This window comes from Mesorhizobium sp. M1312, from assembly GCF_040318115.1.
Lineage (GTDB): Bacteria > Pseudomonadota > Alphaproteobacteria > Rhizobiales > Rhizobiaceae > Mesorhizobium.
This window is the reverse complement of sequence record NZ_JAMYLQ010000026.1, coordinates 36,384-52,430: the sequence shown is the minus strand read 5'-3', so window position 1 is coordinate 52,430 and position 16,047 is coordinate 36,384. Positions and strand designations below refer to the sequence as shown.

Here is a 16,047-nt window from a genome sequence, read left to right as displayed (position 1 = left end):
TCACTGCCCCAGCCGTTCGAGCAGCACCGGCACATGCACCTGATCGGATTTGTAGTTGCCGGTCAGCATATACATCATGATGTTGACGCCAGCGCGCAGCGCATAAATGCGCTGCATCGGGTCCGACGGCACGGTCGGCAAAAGCGGGTCGCCATTCTCGTCGACCGCCCAGGCGCCGGCGAAATCATTGGCGGTGATCATGATCGGCGAGACGCCGTCGCCGGTGCGCACCGGGCGGTTCTCGGTGTTCGTGGCTTCGAGCGACGCCGCGACCCAGAGCGGGCCGCCGGCGAAACGGCCGGGAAACTCAGGCAGGATGTAGAAGGATTTGGTCAGCACGTGATCCGGCGGCACCGGTTCCAGCGGCGGCACGTTGAGGTTGCCGAGGATGTCGCGCAGCCGCTCCGTCGCCGGGCTGGCCGAATCCGCGCCGATGCCGGTGGCGAACTGGTCGCGCGTGTCGAACAGCACCGTGCCGCCCTGCTGCATATAGGCGTCGACGCGGGCGATCGCGGCCTGGCTCGGCATCGGTGCGGCAGGATCGATCGGCCAGTAGATCAGGGGATAGAAGGACAGCTGGTCCTTCGAGATATCGACGCTGGCCGGCGCTCCCGGCTCGAGCGCGGTCTTCTCGATCAGGAAGCGGGTCAGACCCTCCAGCCCGGCTTGGCTGATTGAATCGACGCTCCGTTCGCCGGTCTGCACATAAGCGATCCGGGTCTTCGAAATGTCCTCGATCGCCCGAGCGTCGCCGGGTTTGGCATCGTCGGCGCGGGCGATGTCGGTGTGGCCGACCAGGGCGCCGAGCGCAATCAGCAGGGCGGCGGTGGTTGCAGCAGCCGTGCCGGCGCGGCGCGGCCGGCGCGAGAACAGGCCGCCCATCCAGAACACGGCCAGCGTGTCGAGCACCATCAGCAAAAGGGCTGCCGCCACCAGCGGGCCCTTCAAATTGTGCGATTCGTCGAAAGCGTACTGGATGGTGGTGACCGGCACGGTGATCTGAGGACGGACCAGCGGTGCGAAGCTGCTTTCGGCATTGAGCAGATTGTGGGCGAGGACGCCGGTTTCGGAGCCGTACAGGCCAGGCGGGTTCTCGAACGTCACCGGCAGCGGGCCGGCACTCGGCACCAGCGGCCGTGCATCCGGCGTCGGCGGCACCAGCGTGCCGTCGGCTGATATCATGCGGTAGGGCGCCAGCGAGGCGGCGGCGGCCTCGGCATTGGCGACCGCTGCACCCTGGTTGCGCGACAGTTGCACGATGCGACGCAGCATCTCGACGAAGCTGCCGGAGATCGGCAGGTTCGACCAGGTCGCCTCCGGCGTGACATGGAACAGGACGAGCGTGCCCTTACCCTTCTTCATCCCGGTCACCAGCGGCGTGCCGTCGGCAAGCGTGGCCCAGGTGCGCTCGACGATATCAGGCGTCGGCTCGGCCAGTACCTGCCTGGTGACGGTGACCTCGGCGGGCGGCGCGAGGTCGGCGAAGGGACCGGTCTTCGGAAAATCGGTGACCGGCTGCGGCGTCGTCCACGACAGCGCGCCGCCAAGCGAGCGCTCGCCGGTACGCAGCCTGACCGGCAGCAGGTCGTCGTCATTGCCGGCGGCGACCAGCCGCGAGCCGGCGAACCGCACCAGCGTGCCGCCATTGTCGACCCAGTCGACCAGCCTTTGCCGCACCTGCTCCGGAATGGTGCCGACATCGGCCATGACGATCATCGCCGGCTTCTGGTCGAGGAGTTGCGGGATGGCGTCGGCAAGGTCGGCGCTCGACGGCTCGGTCAGATCGGCGAAGGGCTGCAGCGCGCGGCGGATGTAGTACAGCGGCGACAAAAGCGGCTGCGCCTGGTCGGCTTCGGCCTGCGACAGCAGCCCGACGCGGCGGCGCTTGGAATTCTCGTCTAGCACGCGGACGGCGCCGGCTTGCCGCTGGCCGTCGAGCGCGATCGAGGCGAAATCGTTGCGCAGTTCGAACGGCACCGCCATCGTGCTGGTGGCGGTGGATTCGCCCGGCGAGAAGGTCAGCGTGGCGTCGGCGATGCGGCGGCCCTTGTCGTCGAAGGCGCCGGCGGTCACCTGAGCCGGCGCCGGATCGCCCGGCGCGCGGATGGCGGTCAGCTCGAAGCCGTCCACCTGGTTGTCGGCGCCGGTCAGGCCGACCAGGCCAGGCCGGTCGGAGGCGGCCCAGACGACGCGGGCGGCGTTCTTCGACAAAAGCGTGTTGAAGGCGGCCTCGTCGCCTTCCGCCGCCAGACCGTCGGCGAGCACGGCGACGCTGGCGCCCGGCAAGGTCTCCAGGGTTGCCGCGACGCGGGCGTAGACGGCAGGGCGGTCGGTCGGGATCGGCCGCGGCTTTGCCGCGCGCAGCCGGTCGAGCGCGGTGGCGGCGTCGAAGGGGCCGATCTCGGCATTGGGCTTCTCGGCGGTGAAGGCGATGATCACAGGCACGCCGTTGGAGCTGGCATCGATGATCAGCCGTTCGGCAGTGGCGACGCGCTGGCCCCAGTCGGCGGCACTTGCCCAGTCATTGTCGATGACCAGCGCAAGGGCAGACCCCTCGGCCGGCAGTCTTTCACGCGGGTTGAAGACAGGTTCGGCCAGCGCCGCAACGATAAGGGCGGCCATCAGCAGCCTGAGCAGCGTCAGCCACCACGGGCTCTGCTGCGGCGTCTCCTCGCGCTTCAGCACCCGGGCCAGGATCTTCAGCGGCGGGAAGACCTCGGTCTGCGGCTTGGGCGGGGTGAACCGCAAAAGCCACCAGATCACCGGCAGTGCCAGAAGGCCCCACAGCACCATCGGCGCCCCGAGGGAGAGCGGCAGCCAGCTCATGCGCGGATCCTCCCGGAGCTGCCATCGACGGTCATCGCCATGTGGACACGCACCAGCGCGTCGGAGGCAAGGCGGTCGGTGTGGTTGACGGTGAAGCTCCAGCCGAGCCGCTTGCACCAGTCGGTTAGTTCCTGACGGCGGGCGATGTAAAGCAGTCGGTATTCATCGCCCAGCGTTTCGGCACGGCCGGCGGTCAGCTTGTCGCCGGTCTCGGGATCGGTGAATTCGGTGCGGCCGGCATAGGGGAATCTCTCCTCGGCGGGGTCGGCGACCTCGATCAGATGGGCACGCACGCCGTGGCGGGCGAGCACGTCGAGCCAGGCGATGGTGTCCTCGACCGGATCGAGGAAGTCGCTGACGATGACGATGTCGCAGAAGCGGCGGATGGCGGACAGGTCGGGCTTTGCCGGCAGCTCGCTGGCATGCGTGAGCTGCGCTGCGAGGCGTTCGGCGCCGTTGCGGGCGGTGAACGGATCGGTCAGTCCGGGCCAGGCGATGCGCTCGCCGCTGCGCGACAGAAGCTCAGCCATGGCCAGCGCCAGTACCAGCGCGCGGGACTCCTTCGAGACGGTGGCTCCAGTCGATTTGTAGAGCATGGAAGGCGAGGGATCTGCCCACAGCCACACCGTATGGGCGGCCTCCCATTCGCGATCGCGCACATAGATATGGTCGTCGCGGGCCGAGCGGCGCCAGTCGACGCGCGACGAGTCGCCCTCGACATAGGGCCGGAACTGCCAGAAATTCTCGCCGATGCCGCGCTTGCGGCGGCCGTGCCAGCCAGCGATCACCGTGTTGACGATGCGGCGCGCCTCGACCAGCAGGTCCGGCACCAGCGAAGCCCGCAACCGGCCGCGGGCGAGCGCGTCACGCGTCGCCGCCGGTGCCTGGGCCTCGCCTATACGCGCCATCAGATGCCTTTTGCCAGTTTCGCCACCACGTCGCGCACGGTCGTGCCCTCGGCACGGGCGGCAAAGGTCAGCGCCATGCGGTGCTGCAGCACCGGCTCGGCGAGCGCTCTGATATCGTCGATCGACGGCGCCAGCCGTCCGTCGTAGAGGGCGCGGGCGCGGGCGCACAGCGTCAGCGCCTGGCTGGCGCGCGGGCCAGGGCCCCAGGCGACGTGCTTGTCGGTCTCGGCATTGCCCTGGCCGGGGCGCGCCGAGCGCACCAGCTGGAGGATCGCCTCGACGACGCTTTCCGGCACCGGCATGCGGCGAATGAGGGTCTGGATCTCCTTCAGCCGCGCCGGCTGCAGCACGTTCTGCGCCTTGGCGTCCTCTATGCCGGTGGTTTCCAGAAGAATGCGACGCTCCGCCTCGATTTCCGGATAGAGGATGTCGACCTGCATCAGGAAGCGGTCGAGCTGCGCCTCGGGCAGCGGATAGGTACCCTCCTGCTCCAGCGGGTTCTGCGTCGCCAGCACGTGGAAGGGTGCCGGCAGGTCGTGGCGGACACCGGCAATGGTGACGTGGTATTCCTGCATCGACTGCAGCAGCGCCGACTGGGTGCGCGGCGAAGCGCGGTTGATCTCGTCGGCCATCAGCAGCTGCGCGAAGATCGGCCCGGAGATGAAGCGGAACGAACGCTTGCCGAATTCGTCCTGCTCCATCACCTCGGAGCCGAGAATGTCGGACGGCATCAGGTCAGGCGTGAACTGGATGCGGCGGGAATCGAGGCCGAGCACAATGCCCAGTGTCTCGACCAGCTTGGTCTTGGCGAGGCCGGGCACGCCGACCAGCAGCGCATGGCCGCCGGCCAGCAGCGCCACCAGGGTGCGTTCGACGACGCTTTCCTGGCCGAAGATGACGCGGCCGACGCCATCGCGAACCCTGGAAATGTCGGCCAGCGCCGTCTCGGCCTGTCCGATCATATCCTTTTCGCTGATCGGGCTTTCCTTGATCATCACGCTCATGCAGCATCGATCCTTCTCGTTGGAAATACCGGCTTGCACCTTCGACGCTGCAGAGTGCCGCGATTCGGCCTCGCATGGCGCCTGTCTTTGAACTTAAATCACAGACTTAGGCTGACAAGCGGAACAACAGTGACTATTTCGTGACCATGACAGAACGCGCCGACGATCGTGAACAGGGTTTGACGGCCGATACCGAGGCGCGCGGACTGGAGGCGCTGATCTCGCGTGCCGCCCGCGCGGGCAAGGGGCCGGCGCCGGTGGAGCGTTGGAATCCGGCCTTTTGCGGCGATCTCGACATGGAGATCAGAGAGGACGGCACCTGGTTCTACCAGGGCACGCCGATCGGCCGCATGCCGCTGGTCCAGCTGTTTTCCTCCGTGCTGCGCAAGGACGAGGACGGCAGGACCTATCTGGTGACGCCGGTGGAAAGGGTCGGCATCCGCGTCGTCGACGCGCCCTTCATCGCCGTCGAGATGGATGTTTGCGGCACCGGCGATGGCCAAGTCATCACCTTCCGTACCAATGTCGGCGATGTGGTCGAGGCCGGTCCGGAGCATCCGCTGCGCTTTGTCGACGAGGATGCGACCGGTGGCCTGAAACCCTATGTGCTGGTGCGCGGACGGCTGGAGGCGCTGGTGGCGCGGCCGGTCATGTACGAACTGGTCGAGCATGGCGAAGAGATCGAGGTCGATGGCAGAAGGATGTTCGCCGTTCGCTCGAACGGCGCGATCTATCCGATCATGCCGGCGGAAAAACTGCAGCGGCTGAGCGCATGATGGGGGCATGATGGACCAGGTGACGCGATGGACCAGGTGACACGGGCGCCGTTTTCCGCCGCGGATTTTCGCGCCCGCGTTGCGGCACAGCCGCTGGCGCATGCCGCCGACGATTATGGCGACCATCGCTTCAACCCCGGCCATCCGCGTTTGAAGCTCGCAAAGGCGCTGCGCGATGCCGCCGTGCTGATACCGGTGGTCGATCATGGACACGACGCCACGGTTCTGCTGACCAAGCGGGCGGAAAACCTGCGCAACCATTCGGGGCAGGTGGCCTTTCCCGGTGGCACGATCGACCCTACCGACCAGAGCCCGGAGGCAGCGGCATTGCGTGAGACATTCGAGGAGATCGGCCTCGGGTCGGACCGGGTCGAGATCATCGGCCGCATGCCCGATTACGTCTCCGGCAGCGGCTACCGCATCGCCCCGGTGCTGGGAATAGTGCGGCCGGATTTTTCACTGACGCTGAATCCCGAGGAGGTCGACGCCGCCTTCGAAGTGCCGCTGCGCTTCCTCATGGACCCGGCCAACCACGGCCGCGAAAGCCGCATGTGGAACGACCTCGAATGGGTCTTTTACGAGATGCCTTATGACGGGCAACGCATCTGGGGCGTCACCGCCGGCATCATCCGCACGCTTTATGAAAGGCTCTATACGTGAGCGGCCGGGTGTCGCTCGCGGGCAAAGCCGACTGGCTCGGCGAACGGCACCTGCAGCGCCTGCTGACGGTTCTGGCGGATGGCGGCGAGGAGGCGCGCGTCGCCGGCGGCGCGGTGCGCAATGCGCTTATCGGCCAGCCGGTCGCCGACGTCGATATCGCCACCACGACCGCGCCTGATGAAACCATCCGCCGCGCCGAGGCGGCGGGCTTCAAGGCCGTGCCGACCGGCATCGAGCACGGCACCATCACGATCGTCGCCGGCGGGAAGCCGTTCGAGGTGACCACGCTGCGTGCCGACATCGAGACCGACGGACGGCGGGCCAGGGTGTCGTTCGGGCGCGATTGGAAGGCCGATGCGGAACGGCGCGATTTCACCATCAACGCGCTCTACGCCGAGGCCGACGGGACGATCGTCGACCTGGTCGGCGGCGTCGCCGACATCCAGGCGCGCCGGCTGCGTTTCATCGGCGATCCGGAGGCGCGCATCCGCGAGGATTATCTGCGCATCCTGCGCTTTTTCCGCTTCTTCGCCTGGTATGGCGACGGCCGGCCGGATGCGGAAGGGCTGAAGGCTTGCGCCCGGCTCAAGGAGAGGCTTGGCCAACTCTCGGCCGAGCGCGTCTGGTCTGAGTTGAAGAAGCTGCTGTCGGCCCCCGATCCATCGCGCGCCTTGCTGTGGATGCGCCAGGCCAGCGTGCTCACCAGCGTTCTGCCGGAGAGTGAGAAATGGGGCATTGATACGATCCATGCGCTGACCAGGGCCGAGAAGGATCTTGGCTGGACGCCGGACCCTCTGCTCAGGCTGGAAGCGATCGTGCCGCCGGACGCTGCGCGGCTGAAGATGCTCGCTGAGCGGCTGAGATTCTCCGTCAGCGATGCCGGCCGTCTGAGGCAGTGGGCGCTGACAGCGCCTGTCGAGCCGAAGACGACCGAAGCGGAACTCGCAAAACGGCTCTATCGTGGCGATCGACAGGGCCTTATCGACCGCTTGCGGCTGTTGCTCGCTTCCGCTCGAGCCCGCGCCGTAGAGGACAATGACGCGCTGCTCGAAGCCGGCGGCTTCTCGCGCCTGCTGGCCTTCGCCGGAAAATGGAAAAAGCCCGACTTTCCGCTCAAGGGCGCCGATCTCACGACGCTTGGCGCGTCGCCCGGACCGAAACTTGGCGCAATCTTGAAAAACCTTGAAAACGAGTGGGTCGAGTCGGGCTTTGTGCTGGATCGCGGCGCGCTCCTCGAGCGCGCCGCAGAAGCAATCGAAAATTAGGCAAAATCAGGCCGCGTCGCGGGGCTTTTCGATGCGCGAACGGATGGCTTCGATCATCGTCTCGCGGATGATCGTCTCGCCATGCGTCTCACGCATATGCTCGACCGCACGCCGCATGACTTCGGCTTCCTCGTCGGCGCGCGTATGCCAGTCACAACCCGGAACGAGCGAGCCGCAGTGGAATTCCTTCATCCGATTTCTCCCTTCCTCCTCGGAGCGTCGCATCTGCTCTGACACGGAAGCTCCAGCACCTTTGATCGACGCATGATCCCTGTCGGGAACCGGTTCGGTTTTCGGGTCATGCGCTGGCCGAACCAGCATAACACGATCGGATGGTTTTGGTTGCTGCAAAGACCAAAAGGCGGAGCATCGCTGCTCCGCCCTCTTGCGCTACCCTAGAGACAAGACTGTGTCTTGCTCTCGGGGCAAGACCTCGTCTTGCTCCAGCGGGCAGGCGATCACTTCACGATCCTGACTGCCTCGGCAATTTTGTGCTTGCCGCTCATGTCCCACGAAACGCGGACCTTTTCGCCGGCCTTCAGGCCAGGATTCTTGAAGGCCTTGGGCAGCGTAAAGGTTGATCCGTTATCCAGAACAAGGCTCATGGCCGTTCCATCATAGGTTTTGACCGTGCCCGTGGTGTGCTTGACCGCTGCGAAGGCAGCGCCACCAGAGGCAAGAACGGCAGCAGCCGCAACCGACATAATAAGCTTGCGCATGGCATGCTCTCCTGGAAAATGAGGGCACCATTTTGGGAGGGTGCCCCACTCAATCATGGGCCGTCCGGTCGCGTCGGGTCGCGGTTCTAGGGAGGATGAACCGCCGGCGTTTCCCGGCCCGGAACGAAAAATAGTCCTGTTTTTTCAAGTGGATATTAGACGAAAAAGATATTCTGCGCGCCACATTCACCGCCAAAATCAAACGATTTGGACCTGATTGCGGCTCACGTCCAACTCACCGAGATTTTACGGCCATTTCACCTCTGGCGGCAGGCTGGACAGGATCGAGGCGACGTTGCCGCCGGTCTTCAGTCCGAAGATGGTGCCGCGATCGTGAAGCAAGTTGAATTCGACATAGCGGCCGCGGCGAATGAGTTGTTCTTCGCGGTCGCCGTCGGTCCAATTGTCGTTGAAATTGGCCCACACCAGATGTCCGTAGACGACGAGAAAAGATCGCCCGACATCCTGGACGAAGTTGAAATCAGCATCCCAGCCGCCTTTGTCTTCATCCGAATGCAGCCAGTCGAAGAAGATGCCGCCGGTGCCGCGCGGTTCGTCGCGGTGCGGCAGATAGAAATACTCGTCGCACCAGGCCTTGAATTTCGCGTGGTTGGCAACGCCAGCGTTCTTCTCGCAGGCGAATTGCATGGCGCGGTGGAAGGCGACCGTGTCCGGGTCGTCCTGGGTGCGGCGCCGGTCGAGCAACGGCGTCAGGTCGGCGCCGCCGCCGAACCACTGGCGCGAGGTGACGACCATGCGCGTGTTCATGTGCACCGCCGGCACGTTGGGGTTCCACGGATGGGCGATCAGCGAAATGCCGCTCGCCCAGAAGCGCGGGTCCTCCTCGGCGCCCGGCATCTGCTTTCTGAACTCCGGCGAGAACTCGCCATAGACGGTGGAGGTATGGACGCCGACCTTCTCGAAGACGCGGCCACGCATCATCGACATGATGCCGCCGCCGCCCTTGCCGGCGTCGCGCTCCCACGGCGTCTTTTCGAAGCGGCCGGGCGACCATGAGGCCTGCGGCCCCTGCAGGTCCTGCTCGATCTGCTCGAAGGCGGCGCAGATGCGCTCGCGCAACGTCTCGAACCACAGGCGCGCCTTCATCTTCTTCTGTTCGATGTCGGCCGGCAGCCCGGCCGGTACTTCGGGTCGTTGCAAATGCTGTCTCCGGTTGCGGGGCGTACCCCGACAAATGACTCGTCTTTTCCGGCCGGGATCCCTAATCTGTTAAGTGCAAGGGTCAAGTGTGAATGGAGTTCTTTCGTGCGCACCCCGGCAAGACCGCCGCTGGATGGCCTGAAGAAGAGGCTCGACCGTTCGCGCGCCGAGCGCGAGCGCATGCCGCGCGACGGGTTCCTGCGCGAGACCTTCGTCCTGCCGCGCTCCGATGCGCGGCTCAAGGCGAAGGAGTGGTTCGAGCGCTTTCCCAAGCAGGCCTACTGGACCGAGATCGAAAGCTGGTTCGAGCGACCGGGCGACGTCATCGAATTCACGATCAGGCGATTGCCCGCGGCGGATTAACGAGCGACCAACAACCGCCTTGCGCCCGGTCCTTGGGCGCTCAGCCGGTCTTCCTTGTTCCGCAACGGGCACTTGTCAATCGACATGCAGCCGCAGCCGATGCAGTCGGTCAGCCCGTCGCGCAGCTTCTTCAGCTGGGCAATCTTTTGATCGAGCTGGTCGCGCCAGGCCGTTGAAAGCAGATTCCAGTCCTCGCGCGTCGGCGTGCGGCCTTCAGGCAGCGATTCAAGTGCGGCACCGATTTCGGCCAGCGAGATGCCGACCTCCTGCGCGATCCTGATGATCGCCACACGCCGCAGCACGTCGCGGCCGTAGCGCCGCTGGTTGCCTGATGTGCGGTGGCTGCGGACCAGTCCGCGCGCCTCGTAGAAATGCAGCGCCGATACCGCCACCCCGCTTCGCGTGGCCACCTGGCCGACTGTCAGTTCCGTCACCGCCATTCGAATTTTCCGCTTGACCTCAAGTTAAGTTGAGCTTGTAACGAAGAAACCCTGGACATGCAAACCGCAGGAGAAGGCGATGTGCGCCTGGGTGAGAATGACAAGAGAGGGCGCGGTCGTCGGCCAGAAAGCCGCCATGATCGCGGTGCCCGCCGACAGTCTGCGAATCCTATCCGAGCTGCCGGATCGCCTCGCCGGCCACCATTGCGACGGAAAGCGCGACGTTGATGCTGCGCGCGCCGGGCTGCATCGGGATGATCAGTTGCGCATCGGCCGCCTGGTGGACAGGATCCGGCACGCCTGCGGATTCACGGCCGAACAAAAGAATGTCGGCATCGGCGAAGACGAAATCCGTGTAGGCGGTCGCGGCTCTGGTCGACAGCAGCACCAGCCGCCGCGCTTCGCCTCTGCGCCAGTTCTCGAAGGCTTGCCAGTCGACGTGCCGGGTCACCGCCGCCATTTCGAGATAGTCCATGCCGGCCCGTTTCAGCGCCCGGTCGGAGAGCGGGAAGCCGGCCGGTTCGATGATATCGACGCCGAGGCCGAGGCAAGCGGCGAAGCGCAGGATTGTCCCCGTGTTGCCGGCGATATCCGGCTGGTAGAGCGCGATGCGGAGACGATCGTTCATTTTCGCGCTCTTTTGATCCGTGGCAGATCGGCCACAGGGGTCTCGCGGTTTTGGAAATTGCTGGACTGGCGGGTGGTCATTTTCTGCGAAGTCGGTTATACGCCGGGCATTGTCAACCCGAACCGATGGAGGGGTAATTCATGATGATCATGTACATCCAGCGCCCCTCTTGTGGGCTTACCAGCCTGTCGGCGGTTTCGGTACGACGATTCTCCTGATCTTTTAGACTTCAATCGCACCGATTCCCGCCGAAACCTCTTTTCGGTCTTCGAAGGAATCCTGCGATGTTTTTCAAGCTGTCAAAGGGGCTGAACGCCCCACCTGAACACGCCTCTGGTCAATCCCGGCCTTCGTTGGCCCGGCCTTCGCTGGCCTGCCTTTCGCCGGCCATTCGCCCGCGAACAGGCCGGACTTTTTTCCGTATTTTCACATGGAGGACGGACCGATGTTCGATCCCTGCAAAATTCCCGGCTCAAGAAACCTGCATGAGCGCAGGATGGCGACGTGGGCGCTTTTGGTCGGCGAAACCTACTCGTCGGCGTCTCACGCCGAGACCCGCCGGCGCCCGCATCGCGGCATGCTGCCGGACGTCGATTTCTCGCGCGCGGTTCCCGACCGCAGCCGGCCGTCGCTGGTGCGCCGGATCATCAAGCTGATCCGGCCCGGCGCAAAAACAGGCGCGAAACTCCGGGTCGTCGACACAGCGCTGTCAGGATCGTCAAACGAGCCCGTCGGCGAAAAGCCCGCGACATCCTATATTGCGCGAAGCAGGACCGGCGGCCCGGGTGATGCCGGGACGCCGGTTCTTGCCGCCACGCGATACCATGACGCTACCCCGGACGCTGCGCGCTCCCAGGACGCTAAGTGCTCCCGCGCCGCGTGAGCGAAAACGAGCATGTGAGTACCGAGACAATGTTCCGCTGGTTTGAAACAAGGCTCGATCCGTTCCCTGCCGAGGAGCCGGTCGAGCCGCCGAAGACGCTGATCGCCTTCTGCGTGCACTATACGCGCGGGGCCTGGCCCTACATCGCTGTCGATGCGATGCTGGTGACGGCTATCGCCCTTGCCGAAGTGTGGATGTTCGGTTTCATGGGCCGGATCGTCGACTGGCTGTCGGCGCAGAATCGCGAGACGTTCCTGCAGACCGAAGGCTGGAAGCTCGCCGGCATGGGCTTCATCGTGGTGTTCGCGCTGCCGGCGACGGTCTGGTTCCATGCGCTCCTCAACCAGCAGACGCTGATGGGCAACTACCCGATGCGTATCCGCTGGCAGGTGCATCGCTACCTGCTCAAGCAGTCGATGGCCTTCTATCAGGACGAGTTCGCCGGACGCATCGCGACCAAGCTGATGCAGACCGCGCTCGCCGTGCGCGAATGCGTCATCAAGCTCATCGACGTGCTCAATTATGTCGTGGTCTATTTCCTCGGCATGCTGTTCATTGTCGGCTCGGCCGACTGGCGGCTGGCGGCACCGCTTGCCGTCTGGCTTGCCGGCTATTTCTTGCTCTTGCGCTATTTCATCCCGCGATTGGGCAAGGTCGGCGAGGAGCAGGCCAACGCGCGCTCGACCATGACCGGCCGCGTCGTCGACAGCTACTCCAACATCCAGACGGTCAAGCTGTTCTCGCATGCGCGGCGCGAGGCGTCCTTCGCCCGGGAAGGCATGGCCGGCTTTCTAGATACGGTCTACCGGTCGATGCGGCTGGTGACGCAGCTCTACGGCTTGCTCTACGTCCTGAACTCGCTGCTGTTGTTTTCGGTCACCGCGATCTCGCTCTGGCTGTGGCTCGGGCAGGTAGTGACGATCGGCGCCGTCGCCCTGGTCATAGGGCTCGTTCTTCGGCTCTGGGGCATGTCGCAATGGATCATGTGGGAGATGTCCACGCTGTTCGAGAATATCGGCACGGTGCAGGACGGCATCAGCTCGATCTCGCTGCCGCGCGTCGTCGAAGACAGGCCTGGCGCCAAGGACATTGTCGTGACCAAGGGCGAGATCCGTTTCGAGGACATCCGCTTCCACTACGGCAAGCAGAAAGGCATGATCGAAAGCCTGTCGCTGACGGTGAAGCCTGGCGAAAAGGTCGGCATCGTCGGCCGCTCGGGCGCCGGCAAGTCGACGCTGGTCAACCTGCTGTTGCGCTTCTACGACCTTGAAAGCGGCAAGATCCTGATCGACGGCCACGACATCGCGGCGGTGACGCAGGATTCGCTGCGCGCCCAGATCGCCATGGTCACGCAGGATACCTCGCTGCTGCATCGCTCAGTGCGCGAGAACATCCTTTATGGCCGACCGGACGCCAGCAACGAGATGCTGGTCGAGGCAGCACGCCGCGCCGAGGCGCTTGATTTCATATCAAAGCTTTCGGACGCCAGTGGCCGCACCGGTTTCGATGCGCATGTCGGGGATCGCGGCGTCAAATTGTCCGGCGGCCAGCGGCAACGCATCGCGATTGCCCGTGTTATGCTGAAGGACGCACCGATCCTCATCCTCGACGAGGCGACGTCCGCGCTCGATTCGGAGGCCGAGGCGGCGATCCAGGAGAACCTTTACAAGCTCATGCAAGGCAAGACCGTCATCGCCATCGCGCACCGGCTCTCGACCATCGCGGCGATGGACCGGCTCGTCGTCATGGATAAGGGCCGCGTCATCGAGGAGGGTTCGCATGAGCAACTCGTCGCCATCGGCGGGCTTTATGCGCAGCTTTGGCAGCGTCAGTCGGGCGGCTTCCTGCTCGACGAGGGTGCGGCCGCCAACGATGCCATCGTCAAGGGCCAAGCAGCAGAATGATGGGCAGCAGAATGATGGGCCGCAGAATGATGGCACCAGAATGATGATTGCCGTCTATCGCTGGTTCGAGAACTGGGTCTATCCGTTCAGGGAGCCCGCGGGCCTTCGGCCACCGGTCAGCGTCAGCGGTTTCCTCTGGCACTATGTCGGCCAGGCGAAGGTCGCCTTCTTCGCCATGCTTGTCATCGGCGGCATTGCGCCGCTGGTCGAGGCTGGGCTGTTCTACTTCGTCGGGCGACTGGTCGACATTCTCGACCAGCTCCCCGGCGAGCGCAGCTGGGACGCGCTGTGGACTGCCGCCGGTCCCGAACTTGTCTTCATGGCCGCCGTGGTGCTGGTCATCCGCACCATCGTCGTCGGCCTGGCGGCGCTGGTCGACGAGCAGACTATCACCCCCGGCTTCTACAATCTGGTGCGCTGGCAGGCGCACCGCCATGTCTCGCGCCAGTCCTACCACTTCTTCCAGAACGATTTCGCCGGCCGCATCGCCACCAAGGTCTGGCAGGCCGGGCAGGCGACCGGCGATTTGATGCAAAGCTTCATCGAGGTCGTCTGGTTCATGGTCGTCTATACGGTGACGACGCTGGTGCTGGTCGCCGGCCTCGACTTGCGGCTGGCGGCGCTGGTGGTGATCTGGATCACCGCTTTCGGCTGGCTGGCCAAGCGCTATCTGCCGGCGATCCGCAAGCATGCCGAGCAGACCGCGGAGGCCGGTTCGATGATCACCGGCCGCTTCGTCGATTCCTACTCGAACGTGCAGACGCTGAAGCTGTTCTCCGCCGATGGCGACGATCGTTACATCAGGAGCGGTTTCGATATCTATCTCGATGCGCTGCGCCCGTTCACCCGCAGGCTGACCGGCGTGCGCATGGCGCTGACGACGCTGTCGGGGATCATGATCACCGCGATCGCCTGTTTTGCCGTCTATCTCTGGATCGAAGGCTCGATCACAGTCGGCGCCGTCGCTTTCACGCTGTCCCTGGTGCTGCGGCTCAACATGCTGCTCGGCCGGCTGATGATGCAGCTCAACGGCATCCTGCGCAATCTCGGCGTGCTGGAAAACTCCAAGGCGCTGATCTCGCAGCCGCTCGGCCTGACCGATGCGCCTGACGCCAGGGAGCTTGTCGTGACCGGCGGCCGGATCAACGTGAAGAAGGTCGAGTTCCACTACGGCAAGGGGTTCGGCGTCCTCAACGGCATCGACCTTGTCGTGCGGCCGGGCGAGAAGGTCGGACTGGTCGGGCCGTCCGGCGCCGGCAAGACGACGCTGGCCAATCTGATCCTGCGCCTCTACGACCTCGAGGGCGGCAAGATCACCATCGACGGCCAGGACGTCTCAAAGGTGACGCAGAATTCGCTGCGTGCCAACATCGGCGTCGTCAGCCAGGATACCGCGCTTTTCCACCGTTCCTTGCGCGACAACATCAAGCTCGGCATGCCGGAAGCAACCGACGCCGAGGTGATCGCGGCCGCGAAGAAGGCCGAGGCGCACGACTTCATCCTCGACTTGCGCGACAATCGCGGTCGCCAGGGCTATGAGGCCTTTGTCGGCGAGCGCGGCGTGAAATTGTCGGGCGGCCAGCGCCAGCGCGTGGCGATCGCCCGCGTCTTCCTCAAGGACGCGCCGATCCTGATACTCGACGAGGCGACGTCGGCGCTCGATTCCGACATCGAGGCGGCTATCCAGGAAAATCTGGCGCGGCTGATGGAGAACAAGACGGTCATCGCCATCGCGCACCGGCTGTCGACCATCGCGGCACTCGATCGCCTGGTGGTGCTCGACGGCGGCCGCATCGTCGAACAAGGCACGCATGATGAACTGGTCGCGCTCGACGGGCTCTATGCGCGGCTGTGGAAGCGGCAGTCCGGCGGCTTCCTGTTCAACGAGGAGAGCGTGCTGGAGGAGACGCGGCCGGCGGAGTAGGGCCAGATTTCAGCAAAACCGGAGTGGACCATGTCGGTGCGAATGCCATCGAATTTCGGACGGTCGGGAGCGCAGGAGAGCGCGCTCGACCTGCTCGGCCATGAAATCCTCGGCGAAAAGGCGGCGGCGCTCGGCAGCGCCGGCCGGCGCGTGGATGAAACGCTGGCGAGATTGCGTGAACACGGCGAGGATGGCGAACATCGTGCCCGGCTGCTCAAGGACGCGGCGGAGGCCGTCCACGGCTATTTCATCCAGCGCGAATTGTGCGGTTTGCGCAAGCACGACGCGGTGATCCGGGAATACAACATTCCCAAGGCCGTGCTGGCCAGGCTCGGCGCGAAATAGATACCGGTGGTAAAATCTGACGCTTGGTACCGAAGACGAAATACCGATTTCGACCCGAAGCGGACGAGCAGAGTGCCTTTCCAAGGGTGTTCATCTATGGGCCGGCGGTTTCCGCAGCAGAAAGTAGAAGTCGCCCACGAAGACAAGCCCCACGATCATACCAAGGGTGGAGCCGACTACATCGGGCCAGCCGATCTCGGACCAACTCAATATGATTTTGAACAGGGCATACAGCGGGATA

At 64.7% G+C, this 16,047-nt stretch carries 16 protein-coding genes; 8 read left to right on the top strand and 8 right to left on the bottom strand.

What is annotated here, in order from left to right; genetic code table 11:
* Genes NKH36_RS25395 through NKH36_RS25385 form a run of 3 tightly spaced genes read right to left on the bottom strand, consistent with a single transcriptional unit; the run spans position 1 to position 4,738 of the window.
* A complete protein-coding gene (locus tag NKH36_RS25395) occupies positions 1-2,826 on the bottom strand; it encodes a DUF4159 domain-containing protein (RefSeq protein WP_352965026.1) in 2,826 nt (941 codons plus the stop codon).
* The gene (locus NKH36_RS25390) at positions 2,823-3,734 is read right to left on the bottom strand and encodes a DUF58 domain-containing protein (protein WP_352965023.1); all 912 of its coding nucleotides are present in this window, start codon (positions 3,732-3,734) and stop codon (positions 2,823-2,825) included. Before NKH36_RS25390 ends, NKH36_RS25395 begins: the two co-directional genes overlap by 4 nt.
* A complete protein-coding gene (locus tag NKH36_RS25385; protein ID WP_352953013.1) occupies positions 3,734-4,738 on the bottom strand; it encodes an AAA family ATPase in 1,005 nt (334 codons plus the stop codon). Before NKH36_RS25385 ends, NKH36_RS25390 begins: the two co-directional genes overlap by 1 nt.
* 146 nt (positions 4,739-4,884) lie before the next feature.
* Between NKH36_RS25385 and NKH36_RS25380 the strand changes: the two genes are divergently transcribed.
* The 3 genes from NKH36_RS25380 to NKH36_RS25370 are packed head-to-tail and all read left to right on the top strand — an operon-like array spanning position 4,885 to position 7,439.
* Positions 4,885-5,514 (top strand): DUF1285 domain-containing protein, encoded by a 630-nt coding sequence (locus tag NKH36_RS25380; RefSeq protein WP_352965056.1) that lies wholly within the window; start codon positions 4,885-4,887, stop codon positions 5,512-5,514.
* A gap of 27 nt (positions 5,515-5,541) precedes the next feature.
* Entirely contained in the window at positions 5,542-6,174 is a 633-nt protein-coding gene (locus NKH36_RS25375) for a CoA pyrophosphatase (RefSeq protein WP_352965021.1), read from the top strand.
* Positions 6,171-7,439: a CCA tRNA nucleotidyltransferase gene (locus NKH36_RS25370; RefSeq protein WP_352965018.1), complete on the top strand. Its 1,269-nt coding sequence runs from the start codon at positions 6,171-6,173 to the stop codon at positions 7,437-7,439. Before NKH36_RS25375 ends, NKH36_RS25370 begins: the two co-directional genes overlap by 4 nt.
* Positions 7,440-7,445: 6 nt before the next feature.
* Here NKH36_RS25370 and NKH36_RS25365 read toward each other — a convergent pair whose 3' ends face one another.
* From NKH36_RS25365 to hemF, 3 genes are all read right to left on the bottom strand, one after another.
* Positions 7,446-7,631 (bottom strand): DUF1059 domain-containing protein, encoded by a 186-nt coding sequence (locus NKH36_RS25365; RefSeq protein WP_292510260.1) that lies wholly within the window; start codon positions 7,629-7,631, stop codon positions 7,446-7,448.
* 266 nt (positions 7,632-7,897) lie between these two features.
* The gene (locus NKH36_RS25360) at positions 7,898-8,158 is read right to left on the bottom strand and encodes a DUF1344 domain-containing protein (RefSeq protein ID WP_027151030.1); all 261 of its coding nucleotides are present in this window, start codon (positions 8,156-8,158) and stop codon (positions 7,898-7,900) included.
* A 246-nt stretch (positions 8,159-8,404) separates the two neighbouring features.
* Positions 8,405-9,319, bottom strand: a complete 915-nt coding sequence (hemF, locus tag NKH36_RS25355) for an oxygen-dependent coproporphyrinogen oxidase (protein ID WP_352965014.1) — start codon at positions 9,317-9,319, stop codon at positions 8,405-8,407.
* A 105-nt stretch (positions 9,320-9,424) separates the two neighbouring features.
* Between hemF and NKH36_RS25350 the strand changes: the two genes are divergently transcribed.
* Complete coding sequence (locus NKH36_RS25350; protein WP_006202578.1) at positions 9,425-9,682, top strand: hypothetical protein; 258 nt, start codon at positions 9,425-9,427, stop codon at positions 9,680-9,682.
* On the opposite strand, the gene soxR is transcribed toward NKH36_RS25350, so the two are convergent.
* Positions 9,679-10,122 carry a redox-sensitive transcriptional activator SoxR gene (soxR, locus tag NKH36_RS25345; RefSeq protein WP_127210969.1) on the bottom strand — a complete coding sequence of 148 codons (444 nt, stop codon included), beginning with the start codon at positions 10,120-10,122 and terminating at the stop codon, positions 9,679-9,681. The two genes, NKH36_RS25350 and soxR, sit on opposite strands and share 4 nt — an antisense overlap.
* A gap of 169 nt (positions 10,123-10,291) precedes the next feature.
* The gene (locus tag NKH36_RS25340) at positions 10,292-10,750 is read right to left on the bottom strand and encodes a tRNA (cytidine(34)-2'-O)-methyltransferase (RefSeq protein ID WP_352964051.1); all 459 of its coding nucleotides are present in this window, start codon (positions 10,748-10,750) and stop codon (positions 10,292-10,294) included.
* A 445-nt stretch (positions 10,751-11,195) separates the two neighbouring features.
* Between NKH36_RS25340 and NKH36_RS25335 the strand changes: the two genes are divergently transcribed.
* Genes NKH36_RS25335 through NKH36_RS25320 form a run of 4 tightly spaced genes read left to right on the top strand, consistent with a single transcriptional unit; the run spans position 11,196 to position 15,806 of the window.
* Positions 11,196-11,633, top strand: coding sequence for a hypothetical protein (locus NKH36_RS25335; protein ID WP_352964049.1), 438 nt, complete (start codon positions 11,196-11,198; stop codon positions 11,631-11,633).
* Between the two features lie 29 nt (positions 11,634-11,662).
* Positions 11,663-13,537, top strand: a complete 1,875-nt coding sequence (locus tag NKH36_RS25330; RefSeq protein ID WP_352964057.1) for an ABC transporter ATP-binding protein — start codon at positions 11,663-11,665, stop codon at positions 13,535-13,537.
* A 40-nt stretch (positions 13,538-13,577) separates the two neighbouring features.
* Positions 13,578-15,461 carry an ABC transporter ATP-binding protein gene (locus tag NKH36_RS25325; RefSeq protein WP_352964046.1) on the top strand — a complete coding sequence of 628 codons (1,884 nt, stop codon included), beginning with the start codon at positions 13,578-13,580 and terminating at the stop codon, positions 15,459-15,461.
* 30 nt (positions 15,462-15,491) lie between these two features.
* Positions 15,492-15,806 carry a DUF6665 family protein gene (locus NKH36_RS25320; protein ID WP_352964043.1) on the top strand — a complete coding sequence of 105 codons (315 nt, stop codon included), beginning with the start codon at positions 15,492-15,494 and terminating at the stop codon, positions 15,804-15,806.
* The last annotated feature ends 241 nt before the right edge of the window (positions 15,807-16,047 follow it).

Excerpts from the sequence above, each read along its gene's own strand:
- NKH36_RS25390 (WP_352965023.1), bottom strand. The coding sequence starts at position 3,734 with ATGGCGCGTATAGGCGAGGCCCAGGCACCGGCGGCGACGCGTGACGCG.
- NKH36_RS25360 (WP_027151030.1), bottom strand. The coding sequence starts at position 8,158 with ATGCGCAAGCTTATTATGTCGGTTGCGGCTGCTGCCGTTCTTGCCTCT.
- NKH36_RS25385 (WP_352953013.1), bottom strand. The coding sequence starts at position 4,738 with ATGAGCGTGATGATCAAGGAAAGCCCGATCAGCGAAAAGGATATGATC.
- NKH36_RS25340 (WP_352964051.1), bottom strand. The coding sequence starts at position 10,750 with ATGAACGATCGTCTCCGCATCGCGCTCTACCAGCCGGATATCGCCGGC.
- NKH36_RS25335 (WP_352964049.1), top strand. The coding sequence starts at position 11,196 with ATGTTCGATCCCTGCAAAATTCCCGGCTCAAGAAACCTGCATGAGCGC.
- NKH36_RS25330 (WP_352964057.1), top strand. The coding sequence starts at position 11,663 with ATGTTCCGCTGGTTTGAAACAAGGCTCGATCCGTTCCCTGCCGAGGAG.
- NKH36_RS25380 (WP_352965056.1), top strand. The coding sequence starts at position 4,885 with ATGACAGAACGCGCCGACGATCGTGAACAGGGTTTGACGGCCGATACC.
- NKH36_RS25320 (WP_352964043.1), top strand. The coding sequence starts at position 15,492 with ATGTCGGTGCGAATGCCATCGAATTTCGGACGGTCGGGAGCGCAGGAG.
- NKH36_RS25325 (WP_352964046.1), top strand. The coding sequence starts at position 13,578 with ATGATGATTGCCGTCTATCGCTGGTTCGAGAACTGGGTCTATCCGTTC.
- NKH36_RS25375 (WP_352965021.1), top strand. The coding sequence starts at position 5,542 with ATGGACCAGGTGACACGGGCGCCGTTTTCCGCCGCGGATTTTCGCGCC.
- NKH36_RS25395 (WP_352965026.1), bottom strand. The coding sequence starts at position 2,826 with ATGAGCTGGCTGCCGCTCTCCCTCGGGGCGCCGATGGTGCTGTGGGGC.
- soxR (WP_127210969.1), bottom strand. The coding sequence starts at position 10,122 with ATGGCGGTGACGGAACTGACAGTCGGCCAGGTGGCCACGCGAAGCGGG.
- NKH36_RS25365 (WP_292510260.1), bottom strand. The coding sequence starts at position 7,631 with ATGAAGGAATTCCACTGCGGCTCGCTCGTTCCGGGTTGTGACTGGCAT.